Genomic DNA, 11,831 nt, shown 5'->3' with positions numbered 1-11,831 from the left:
GTCTAAGGCTTATATTAGCTATATTAACAAGCCATGATGGAAAAAACAACCAATATTCCGGGGGAATTAAACATGAATAAATCATTAGTACTAGTCACTGGCGGTAATGGCTTCTTAGCCAGTCATATCATTAAACAATTATTAACAGCGGGCTATCCGGTTCGGGCAACGTTACGGTCGTTAGATAAAGCAGCTGGTGTGAAGCAGACGCTAGCGGGTACACCTAACTTAGATCGATTGACATTTGTTGCTCTAGACCTGACACAGGATCAGGGTTGGACCGAAGCAATGCGTGACGTGACGTATGTGATGAGTGTCGCGGCACCAGTATTTGTTAATCAAGGTCAGGCTTCTGATGAGGTCACTAGTGCGGCCAAGGTCGGCACGATCCGTGTTCTAAAGGCAGCGACGGCGGCCGGTGTTAAGCGGGTCGTCATGACTGCCAACCTTGGTGCCGTTGGCTTCAGTCGTTTGGATCATGATCATCCCGTCACTGAAGCGGACTGGACCCGCGAAGACCAACCGGGGCTTTCATTGTATGAAAAGTCGAAGTTGGTTGCTGAAGAGGCTGGCTGGGCGTATTGCAAGGCGCATGCTGATAGTCCAGAATTCACGACGGTTAATGCCGGTGCCATGCTTGGGCCATCGCTTAATGGGCACGTCACGGGTAGTTATAATCTAGTTAGTCGGATATTAACTGGGCAGATGATGCCAAACCTTAAAGTCAATGTCATTGACGTTCGCGATGTCGCTGACTTAGAAGTTCGGGCGATGACGGCGCCTGCAGCGGCCAATCAGCGTTTTCTAGCAGTGGCCGCCACACCAATCTCGATGCGGGACCTCAAAACATTGATTCAAGAACAACGGCCGCAGTTGGCTGCAGGCATGACGAAACATTTGATTCCAGACTGGTTTGTGCGGGGGTTAGCCCCATTTAGTGGGCAATTACGCGAGTCTAGTTTGATGATCCGCATCAATCACGAGGTCAGTACCCAAAAAGCCCAGCAATTGTTAGGGTGGCAAGCGCGCTCAGCTGATACTGCGGTATTAGCCGCTGTCGATACACTGGTTAAGAATGATTTGAATAAATAGGACGATCAAAACGGTCTAGCAGTAGTATTTACTGCCAGGCCGCTTTTTGTAGCTACTTTAGTGGCAACCGGGCTTAGTTATTTTAACAAAAGTATATATTTTTAAAGTAAAAGTATTGATTTTGAAATAGAAATAGGATAGTATTATTTCACGAGGAAAGCGTTTTCCAAAATAAATGACACAGAGGAGGAGTTTGATGGATAAGGAGCGACAGATGCCCAAGGATTTTTTCTGGGGCAATTCAGTGTCAAGTATGCAAACTGAGGGTGCTTGGGATGAAGACGGTAAGGGCCGTTCAGTTTATGATGTTCGTCCTGCGACCGCAACCACTTCGGATTGGCATGATGCCATTGATGAATATCATCGTTACGAGGAAGACCTTGATTTGATGAAGGACTTACATTTGAATATGTATCGAATTCAGATTTCATGGTCACGAGTAGTTCCAGATGGTGATGGTGAGTTTAATGCCGCCGGGATTGCGTTTTATGATCGGCTGGTTGATGCGATGCTGGCACGGGGGATTACACCGATGATTTGCCTGTATCACTTTGATATGCCGTTAGCCTTAGCTGAAAATGAAAACGGGTTCATGTCGCGCCACACCGTTGATGCGTTCGTCCGTTTTGGTGAAAAGATGATTGCCCACTTTGCTGACCGGGTTAAATATTGGATCGTGTTCAATGAACATAATCTATACTTTACCGACGAAGTCTTCAACATTTCAGGCTATACCAGGGGTGATCAGAGTGTTAACGACTTATACCGGATTTTCCACCATACTATGTTAGCGCACGCGCGCCTAGATGACTTTGTTCATCAGAACTACGATGACGTGAAGATTGGTGGTATGTTAGCTTACACCCCGGTTTATCCAGAAACAGCTAAGCCAATTGATATTATGGCGGCCCGTAAGAGTGACGAATTTTTGAACAACAACTTGAATGACGCTTACGTGCACGGGCACTATTCACCAGAAGTCCTGCGTTACGTTGAACAACAGGGTATCGATTATGATTTGCAACCAGGTGATGAAGCCATCATCGGCAAAATGAAAGCGGATTTTTTGGCCTTTAGTTATTATCGTTCAACGGTTATCAATGGGGATAAAATTCCTGCCGATGCCGTCCCGAACCGTTATCTCAATTATTCATTTGAGGCCAACCGCTTTTTACAAGCTAATGAATGGGGCTGGGCGATTGATCCACTCGGTTTCCGCAACTTGATTACCAAATTGTATGACCAGTACGAAGTACCCGTGTTCCCGATTGAGAATGGGATTGGGTTACGCGAGCATTGGGATGGCCAGCATATGATCGAAGATGATGAGCGGATCGCTTATCATGAAGAACATATCAAGGCGATGAAAGATGCCATGTTGATTGACGGCGCTAAGGTACTAGGTTATCTCGGCTGGGGCTTGATTGATATTCCAAGTTCACACGCGGATATCGAAAAACGTTACGGGGTTGTTTACGTTAACCGGAGTAATCATGATCTAAAAGACTTAAAGCGGGTTCCCAAGAAGTCATATTATTGGCTGCAAGGGGTCCTAGCAAAAAATGGAGATGAATTGTAATGGAAAATAGTAGTAATGGTGCTGTTAGCAATTTCATTAACAACAAAGTTTTACCGCCAATAATGAAGTTCGTTAACACTAAACCAGTTAAAGCCTTACAAGACGGGATGGTCTACGCCTTACCATTTATTATCATTGGGTCCGTATTCTTGATCTTATCTAATATTCCAATTCCAGCTGTGGCTGCTGTTATCAAGGCCTCTGGTTGGGCAGCGTTCTTTAACCAGGCCTATACGGTAACATTTGGGGTACTGTCACTCTGGGCGGCCGTTGGGATTGCCTATGTGTATGTGCGTAACGAAGGGTATGAACCACTGCCCGCTGGGTTAACTTCCATGGCCGTATTTTTACTTTTGCAAACGCTTAACATTGCCAATCCATTAGTAGCTGCGATGGGTAAAGCTGGTAGTGGGATCACCAATGCTGCCGGGAATGTCGTGATGTCAGGTAGCGCCGTTTCACAAAATATCGATAAGTTACCAAAAGTCCTACAAGATTTTGTGCAAGCACCCGTTACCGGGGTTGTTAATATTACTTGGCTAGGTGGTCAAGGGATGATTGCTGCCATTATTGTCGGCATCTTAGTTGGTTGGGCTTACTCCGCTATGATTCGTAAGGGTTGGAAGATTACCTTACCAGAACAAGTACCAGCTAGTGTTGCCAACCAATTTACTGCCATGATTCCTGCCGGGGTCATCTTGATTGTTGCAATGTTAATCTTTGCGGCCTTCAGTGCTTTCGGTAATACTGACATGTTGCAATTTATTTACAAGGTTCTTCAAACACCGCTTCAAGGATTATCCGATTCACTCGGTGGTGCGCTGGTTATTGCGTTCTTAGTGCCATTCTTCTGGTTCTTTGGGGTCCATGGTGGGTTGATCATGGGTGCCATTACTAGTGGGTTACTGATTCCGAACACGTTCGACAATGCAACGTTAATGCATGCAGGTAAGTTGACCGTTGCCCAAGGTGCCCACATTGTAACTAATGAATTCTACAATAACTTCATTAACTTAACTGGTTCTGGGATTACGATCGGACTTGTTATCTTTACGTTGTTTGCTGCTAAGTCCGTTCAATTTAAGACGATTGGTAAAGTTGAATTTATTCCAGCATTATTCAACATTAACGAACCATTCTTGTTCGGGTTACCGATCGTGATGAACCCATTCTTGGCAATTCCATTCTTCTTGACACCGGTTATCGTGGCCTTATCCACTTATCTGGTCATCTACTTCGGCATTGTGCCACCATTGAATGGTTTCGCGGCACCGTGGACGACCCCAGCAATCATTTCTGGTTTCCTGATTGGTGGCTGGAAGATGGCTATCTGGCAAACAATTACGTTGGTCATGTCAACTGCAATTTACTTCCCATTCGCTAAGAAGTACGATGCTATCTTAACGAAGGAAGAAGGCGAAAAGGCCGCTGCGGAAGCTGCTGCTGGTAACGCTGAAATTGAAAAGATGTAATTATAGAAAGGAATTAAATAATTATGGCTGAAAAAATTATTATGTTGGCATGTTCTGCGGGAATGTCAACCTCACTATTAGTGTCTAAGATGGAAGCTGCGGCAAAGCAAGATGGTGTTGATTACAAGATCTTTGCCACCTCAGCGGCTGATATTGACCATCAACTGAGTCAAGATCCGCATCCCGATGTCTTGTTATTAGGACCACAAGTTCGCTACATGGCGAATGACGTGAAGAAGAAGACTGATAAGGCTGGGATTCCAATGGATATCATCAATATGTCCGACTATGGCATGATGAATGGTGAAAATGTCTTACAAGCAGCTGAAAAGTTACTCGGCGACAGATAATTAGGATTTAACCGGGGAAGTCAATGCAATCGTGAATCACCAACGTGTGCGGTGGTTGCTTTAACATGATTGGGACTTGTCCGAGTGATAATCAAACACTAACCAAATCCTAGATTGTTTTGGTGGTGGGCATCTCAGGATGTTATAATATGTTACGATTCCTCACTGGCTAAATGCTGGTGGGGAATTTTTTTGTCGGTGGCTGGGGCCCGCGATACGGTACTGCGAGGGTGTGCAGGCGAATAAGCGAGAGAAGCATTTAGTGTGGACGTTACTTTGGCAGTGCTTAATTTTAAAGGACGGCTGCTGATTCAAAATGGCTATTAATCAAACAAATTAAATAAAACCCTTGACCTGAAACCCGTTCGAGCAGTTAGGATAAAGGTAATCAAAGAACGGTAGCTGGCCAGCGCCATTATGGAAATCTAATCATCAAATTCGGGAGGGCTTTATCATGGGACTATTTTCATTTGGTAAAAAAATTAAATTATATGCACCAGTTGATGGCACACTGATAGATTTAGCCACAGTCGCTGCGGGTCAGACGGGATTTGCGGTGACACCAGAACGCCACCATATCTTCAGTCCAGTAACAGGAACCGTTAGTGCCCTGATTCCAGAACAAAATGCGATCGAGCTGGCAGCTGGAAAGCTGACGGTACGGTTACGAATGGGTGTTAATACCAGTGCAACTCCGGCAACTTATGTTCATGAAGGCGACCAAGTGACACCAGAAACACCACTCGCTTTTGTGGATCAAGAGCAGGCCGCTGAAAATGGGGAGGATATGACGGTGTTGGTGGTTGTGGATAAAGGTGGGCAACCCGCTGAAAAAATCAGTTTATCCACAAGTGGACAAGTGAGCCACGACCAAGAAGTTGCCACGGTTGTTGCTAAGTAGGACGGATGATGGGGCTAATCGTGTGTAATTGTTTGCGATGAGCTGAGTCAGAAGGAATTTCATCGCGTCACCATAGTTGATTGATGCAAGGTCAACTAGCAATTGCAATGCAGTTGTTAAATACGAAAACACACTTCAAAGCTGCTACTTTTGAAGTGTGTTTTCGTGCTCAGTTGATTTTTGATTGGCGGTTGCAAGCAATTCAATCTGCCGCAGAATGAGCCTGTCCTTGTCCACAAGCCTGTCCTTGTCCACAAGCCATCAGTTCAGCTTGGTAGGCATCATTGATGCGATTGAGTGCTTGGTGAAATTCCGTGATAACTTTGTTCATTTGGCGCTGATACTTTTCATCCAACGAATAACCGTTTTGAACTTGAGTTTTAGGCCCCGTTGTTTGATTCAAGTACGCCTTTAAGTCATCGTCTGGCTGTAACTTTTCGTATAAATCGACATTGTCTAGTAAGCGGACGATCCGGTTGTATTTACCCGTAAAGGTCCGCCGAATAATCTGTATTCGGTGACGAAAGACATAGCAACCGGCCTGAATGACGGCTTGAGGTTCTGGGTAGGTTGTCGTTTGTTGGTAGTGTTGGACGATTTCAGGAACAATCTGCCGAATCGCATTATTGATAGTCGGTGTAATTAAGGCCGCCGCGATTTTAGTTGGGTCGGATACGCCCTGTTCAGTCTGTGAGGCCGAACTGAACAAGTCACTAGAAAGAATGTTCGGATTGGTCGTAGTTAGGTCCACATATTCCCATAGTAGGACATTGAATTCTGAATGATTGAGACCACCATTTTGAAAGACAGCGGTGACATATTCAGTCAAACTACCGTATAAAAGGTAATTAGTGGATACGTCAAAGTATGCAGCTACTTTAGCGAGTCGGTCCGCGTTAGCTAGCGTACGTCCCTTTTCCCAGTCATTAATTGTGCTTTTTCCAGCCAAGCCAATCGCAGATGCAAGTTTGGCCATACTTAAACCAGCGGCAATTCGAAGTTGGTGAATACGATTACCAACTTGTTGTTTATCAATCTGCAATTTGATTTCCCCCCTGATTGGTTCTTAGTATATTCTAACATAGGGAGGGAAGCGCTCGCATTGTTAACACTGAATATATTAGCACTTTCGATGATTGGCGTGGTAACGACAGATAAGTAGTATCAAGTGCTTAGTGATACTTATGAATAATTGTCATAAAAGCGGTGCTATTATTTACCGGCCAGCCGTCTAGTTGGATTTCATAAGGTTGTTCCGTACCAGGATAAATATGACCGGGAATCGCAACCTTTTGCCGGTGGTCGTGAATGATCAGGAAAAACATCGCAGGTCGACAAAGGATGGTCACGTGTGCGGCCAGGCAGTCGCTAAGCGTGGCTGCTAAATGCTGGCGAATGGTCGTTAGTCCCGCAGCCCCTTCATTAATAACGATCGACCAATCGAATGCCAAGTCTGAATAGGCGGCTAATGGTGTTAATTGTTGCATGTTGAATGCCTCCTCCAAGGTATTAATTAGACTAAATATTACTATTAGCATACATGCAAATAGTTGTGATGACGACCATCTGCGCTTGTTATGGCCAATTAATAAGCTGGCTTAACAGAGATCATGCGACAAGTGTAAATTGCCAGCGTATACTAGAAGTATTATGTGCAAAAGGAAGTGTCGAGAAATGCAACACCGGATTGCTGTGCTGGCAGATATTCATGGAAACTTGACGGCGCTTAATGCTGTGTTGGCGGATGCGCGTCAGCAAGCCGCGACGGATTATTGGTTCCTCGGTGATCTATTCTTACCCGGCCCGGGTGCCGAAAAGCTCTACCAGACCTTAGCGGACACTGCGCCGTCAGTATGGTTGCAAGGTAATTGGGAACAGGGGATTAATGCGGTCATGACTGGAAACGGGCGACTGGATGATCCTTCACAGATTTATTTTGCACGATTGACCGCGTATCTGGTGACCCATCTGAGCAAATCACATTACGCTGAATTAGTGCAACGGCCCATTGCGACAACGATGGTCGTGAACGGGTTAACTTTTCAACTGGCCCATAATCAGCCGGAACGCTCGACTGGTCACGACCTGTATCCGGATGAACGCCAGTCTAATTTTGATCACCTAGCTGGTGATGCGGATGTGGCCGTTTACGGCCATACCCACCAACAAATTATGCGGGTGAGTCAGCGGGGCCAGCTCATTATTAATCCCGGGGCGACAGGCCAACCTTATAGTCCATACGCTAAGTTCATGGCTGATCAGCGTGCTCACTATGCAATCTTAACGGTGGATGACGCGGGTCGAATCAGTGTGGATTTTCGAAAAGTTGATTATGATATTAGCCTTGAGTTGACCGTTGCGCGTGAACAACAATTACCATATTTAGACTTATATGAACATCTTCGCCGGACTGGTTTTACGAGTACCCATGACCAAGCCTTATTGGGCAAACTGAACGCTAAGTTTAATTACGCTAATGAGGTACGACGATTTTTTGGCATGCAAGCGTGATAGTTAGTGGTAAGTTAGTGAGTTAACTCTTATAATGATTGAACAGGATACGAGGAGGGTTTTCATGAACTTTGCACCATCAGAATGGTTTGGCTTTAACAAGCGAGCTAGACATGATATGACGTTTACTAAGACTATCAATGGCGAGACCAGTACCAAGCAAGTGTACGGGCACTTTAACGTGTGGGCCCTGTTGTTCACGTGGTTTTATGCGCTGTTCAGTGTGCGGTGTCGAACCCCGTTTTTCTTACTGAAAACGGCGGTGCCATTCTTAGGCATGCTGTCGTTAAATATGGTGACGCAGCTGTTTTTTAGTGACCAAGTTGTCATGACTATTGGCTTGCTGGGTGATATCTGGTATGGCTTTATGTTTGAGACGTGGTTTAGAAATCAGTTGGTTGCAAACGGTTATCAACAAACGGCTTAGTGCGACAGGAATAGATTAGCTCATCAGGCTTCCCAGCAAGATATGGGGAGCCTTTTTGAGTGCCATCGCTAGCGTAGAGCCGGTTAGTAAAGTGTCGCAACATAAATAATATCGTTTCTTTACAAACATCTGACTAAACATTTTACATTCCTTAACTATTCTTAAAAGTGCAGTTTGTTTTACGATAAAAAAAGATGGAGTGATAATTTTATAATGATAAAGCCGCGTGTTTTAACGACCTTATTAGTTTGTTCAGCAATCTTAACAACGACGGTGACCCCGGCTGTGGCCGCAGTAACCCCGATGACGACTCCGAGTGAGCAAGTTGCCGAACCAGTTGCTAGCTCAGCAGTTCCAGCAGCAACCTTGAGTTTGGCAGTTCAAAATCAACAATTGGTTGATTTAATTGGGCAGACGCAGTGGCAAACCTATGGGCAGCCTTCCGTGACGAAGGACCCTGAATTTAACGACCAAGTGTTGAACTTGGATGGCAAATCAGCGTTTTACACGACCTTCTCGGATCAACAGTTTGCGAAGTTGCAGAATGGGATGGCGATCGAGGCGTACTTTAAATATGATCCAGCCGCCGATGCCAATGGTGAACATGAGATCTTTTCTAGCCAACAGGGTGGTGGCTTAGGACTTGGGGTACAAAATAATCAAGTCGTTTTCTTCGCCCATGATGGTTCCGGCTATAAGACTCCTAAAGGCACCTTACATAAGGGGCAGTGGGTCCATGCGGTTGGTGTGATCGACAAGAATAAGACGGCCAGTTTATATCTGGATGGCCAGTTAGTCCAACAAGTGGCCATGCCCGGCGATTTAAAGCTGGCGCAGGGTACTAAAGACTTTGTACTGGGTGGCGACGCGGTTCCTGGAAGTCACGTTCAGTCAATGATGACCGGTCAAATTAGACAGGCCCGTCTGTATGACAAGACGCTGACTCCCCAACAAGTGAGTCAATTGAACGTTGCCGCGCAGGTCGATAAGCAGCCGGTCGCACCCGTACCGGTCGACCAAACGATTGCGACGAAGCTCGTTGGTCCGAAGCGAATCGCGAGTGGACACACCTATGGCCTTAATGTACACGCCCGGAAAATCAAAGCTACCGGTGCCGCCCCGGTCACCATGGATGTCGTGTATGATGCGGCTAAGTTTGACTATGTCGGTGCCGAACGGCTTTTACAAGGGGGAAAGACGCAGGTCCAACTGATTGCGCCTGGCCGTATTCGCCTGACTACGACGGCGAACCTTTCGAAGGCTGAATTTAAAACGTATGCGCAAACGCGGCTAGCGCACCTTAACTTGAAAGCCAAAGCAGCTGGTGAGACGCAGATCAAGTTCGAACAGCCAACTAAGGATACCACGATCGAACTAGGCCCAGCCCAAGCTGTCGAAATTCAAGGTAAGTACGCGCTAGATTACAACGGTGACGGGATTATTGGTGTCGGTGACGTTGCCCTGGCAACCGCTGCCGATAAAGTGGCGGCCGCCAAAGCAGCCGAAATCAAGCCTTATAAACACGTGGTCGTTTTAACGACTGATGGTGGTGGGAACCCCTGGGATCCGAAGGGAATGTACTATGCACAAGGTGCGGAGCAAGGAACTAAGACTCCCGTCTGGACAACTAATCCGGAAATCATGAAGAAGCGTCGAAATACGTATACGATGGACTTGTTCAATAAGCAGTTTGCAATGAGTACGTCAGCGCGGGCCGTTTCACCAGCAATTTCGGCACAAAACTACATTTCCATGTTACATGGTCGGCCGTGGGACACGCTACCTAAGGAATATCAAGGGACTAACGCAACCATGGGACAAGAATACTTTGCGGATTTTAACAAACCACAAGCAATGTTCCCATCAGTATTTAAGATGTTACAAGCCGATAATCCAACGCGGGGCGCTGCGGCTTTCTCAGAATGGGGCCCAATCGTCAATAGCATCATCGAACCAGATGCCGCGGTGACGACTAAACAGTCAGCTTCACTGAAATCCTTTGATGATGTGGTTAACTATATCGGTACGCCGGAATTTCAAAATACTGGGTTAGTCTACATGCAAAGTGATTATATGGACGGTCAGGGCCACGGTCACGGCTGGTATAATGACAATTACTGGGATAAATACGCCCAATATGATGCCCTGTTCAAGCGAGTAATGGATAAGCTTGAAGCAACCGGTCGCATTCATGATACGTTAGTCATTGCCAACGCTGATCATGGCGGTTCTGGCAAGAATCATGGTGGTTGGGATGAATATAACCGTAGTATTTTCATGGCGCTCGGTGGCGAAACAGTCGATAATGGCCGCCGTTTGCATGGTGGTAGCAACGCTGATATCAGTGCGCTCATCTTGAATGCGTTGCAAGTGCCACAAACACCACAGATGTTTGACAGTCAGGTCTTTGATTCATCAGCTTTTCTTAAGCAGACTGATCTAGCGAAGAAGAAACGTTCAGTTGAAACGCTAAAGCTCAGTCGCAATGACCAAGAAGCACAAGTTCAATTGACTCATAACCAAAACCGGCAACTGACGGCATTTGATCTGCAATTTGACTTAGCAGGTCGGGAAGTCGCCGACGTCAAGGCTCCGACCGGCGTGCAGATTTTACGGCAGACGGTCGCTAATGGTCAACTAAGATTGACGGTTAGTGCTAGCCAACCCGTGACTGACCTGGTGACGATTAAACTTGTCCCAAGTAAGACGCGGGCGGCTAAGACCATCGTGTTGAGTCAAGCGATGGCCGCCACTGCCGACGGTACAGAAGTGCTTGTGGATTTGGATAATGATAATCCACTGACGAGTACGGCTAAACCCGACGAAAACGGCAGCACGACGACTAAACCAGATGGCAATGGTACTGCGGTCAAGCCGGATGAAAATGGCAGCACGACAACTAAACCAGATGGCAATGGTACTGCCGTTAAACCGGATGAAAATGGTAGCACGACAACTAAACCAGATGGCAATGGTACTGCTGTTAAACCGGATGAAAATGGTAGCGCGACAACTAAACCAGATGGTAACGGTACTGCCGTTAAGCCGGACAAAAATGGTAGTAGCACAACTAAACCGAATGGCAACGGGACTGCTGTCAAACCCGACAAGCATGAAACTAGCACCACGGGGAGCGGGACAGTTAATACATCAGGTGCAGACAAAACGAGCACCAACGACAATGGCACTTCAATGACGGCCGGTACAGCTAGTTCGCATGCAAGTACAGTCACGGATCGGGTGACGAGTGGCACGGTACTGCCTGAAACTAGCTCGAGTGCAACTACTAATCATGGCAGTCATTCGACAGGTCATCATGGTAGCGGCTGGTTACCACAGACAGGTGAAGCGGTGCAACGCTGGCTAGCAGTCGCCGGCGGTGTGTTCCTCATGCTGACTGGTGCAATCGCGGTTTGGTGGCGGAAGCGACGCGCCTAGGTAAATATAACTTGTCACGATAATTTTGGAAGTAAGCACGGATGAGGCAGTTTCTGGGAAC

General features: G+C 46.5%; 10 protein-coding genes. 8 read left to right on the top strand and 2 right to left on the bottom strand.

What is annotated here, in order from left to right; genetic code table 11:
- Positions 1 to 72 precede the first annotated feature (72 nt).
- The 5 genes from V7R88_RS12130 to V7R88_RS12110 all read left to right on the top strand — a co-directional run bounded on the left by V7R88_RS12130 (position 73) and on the right by V7R88_RS12110 (position 5,394).
- Positions 73 to 1,092 carry an SDR family oxidoreductase gene (locus tag V7R88_RS12130; RefSeq protein WP_015825921.1) on the top strand — a complete coding sequence of 340 codons (1,020 nt, stop codon included), beginning with the start codon at positions 73 to 75 and terminating at the stop codon, positions 1,090 to 1,092.
- Positions 1,093 to 1,288: 196 nt separating this feature from the next.
- Positions 1,289 to 2,671: a glycoside hydrolase family 1 protein gene (locus V7R88_RS12125; protein ID WP_057717679.1), complete on the top strand. Its 1,383-nt coding sequence runs from the start codon at positions 1,289 to 1,291 to the stop codon at positions 2,669 to 2,671.
- A complete protein-coding gene (locus V7R88_RS12120) occupies positions 2,671 to 4,143 on the top strand; it encodes a PTS sugar transporter subunit IIC (protein ID WP_057717680.1) in 1,473 nt (490 codons plus the stop codon). Before V7R88_RS12125 ends, V7R88_RS12120 begins: the two co-directional genes overlap by 1 nt.
- A 23-nt stretch (positions 4,144 to 4,166) precedes the next feature.
- Positions 4,167 to 4,493, top strand: coding sequence for a PTS sugar transporter subunit IIB (locus V7R88_RS12115; protein WP_003642267.1), 327 nt, complete (start codon positions 4,167 to 4,169; stop codon positions 4,491 to 4,493).
- 454 nt (positions 4,494 to 4,947) lie between these two features.
- Positions 4,948 to 5,394, top strand: a complete 447-nt coding sequence (locus tag V7R88_RS12110; RefSeq protein WP_024971357.1) for a PTS glucose transporter subunit IIA — start codon at positions 4,948 to 4,950, stop codon at positions 5,392 to 5,394.
- 202 nt (positions 5,395 to 5,596) lie between these two features.
- Here the strand turns inward: V7R88_RS12110 and V7R88_RS12105 are convergent, their stop codons facing one another.
- Positions 5,597 to 6,436: a helix-turn-helix transcriptional regulator gene (locus V7R88_RS12105; protein WP_338816259.1), complete on the bottom strand. Its 840-nt coding sequence runs from the start codon at positions 6,434 to 6,436 to the stop codon at positions 5,597 to 5,599.
- 130 nt (positions 6,437 to 6,566) lie between these two features.
- Positions 6,567 to 6,881 carry a hypothetical protein gene (locus V7R88_RS12100; protein WP_003644899.1) on the bottom strand — a complete coding sequence of 105 codons (315 nt, stop codon included), beginning with the start codon at positions 6,879 to 6,881 and terminating at the stop codon, positions 6,567 to 6,569.
- Between the two features lie 187 nt (positions 6,882 to 7,068).
- Here V7R88_RS12100 and V7R88_RS12095 point away from each other — a divergent pair, with 187 nt between their 5' ends.
- The 3 genes from V7R88_RS12095 (at position 7,069) to V7R88_RS12085 (ending at position 11,770) form a co-directional block, all read left to right on the top strand.
- Positions 7,069 to 7,905, top strand: coding sequence for a metallophosphoesterase family protein (locus V7R88_RS12095; protein ID WP_003642262.1), 837 nt, complete (start codon positions 7,069 to 7,071; stop codon positions 7,903 to 7,905).
- 64 nt (positions 7,906 to 7,969) lie between these two features.
- On the top strand, positions 7,970 to 8,332 hold the full coding sequence (locus V7R88_RS12090; RefSeq protein ID WP_080392735.1) for a hypothetical protein: 363 nt from the start codon (positions 7,970 to 7,972) through the stop codon (positions 8,330 to 8,332).
- A 213-nt stretch (positions 8,333 to 8,545) separates the two neighbouring features.
- Positions 8,546 to 11,770, top strand: a complete 3,225-nt coding sequence (locus V7R88_RS12085) for a LamG-like jellyroll fold domain-containing protein (RefSeq protein WP_057717682.1) — start codon at positions 8,546 to 8,548, stop codon at positions 11,768 to 11,770.
- The last annotated feature ends 61 nt before the right edge of the window (positions 11,771 to 11,831 follow it).

This window comes from Lactiplantibacillus argentoratensis, assembly GCF_037290055.1.
Taxonomy (GTDB): Bacteria; Bacillota; Bacilli; order Lactobacillales; family Lactobacillaceae; genus Lactiplantibacillus; species Lactiplantibacillus plantarum.
Note: the sequence above shows the minus strand (reverse complement) of the source record. Positions and strands in the feature narration are given on the sequence as shown.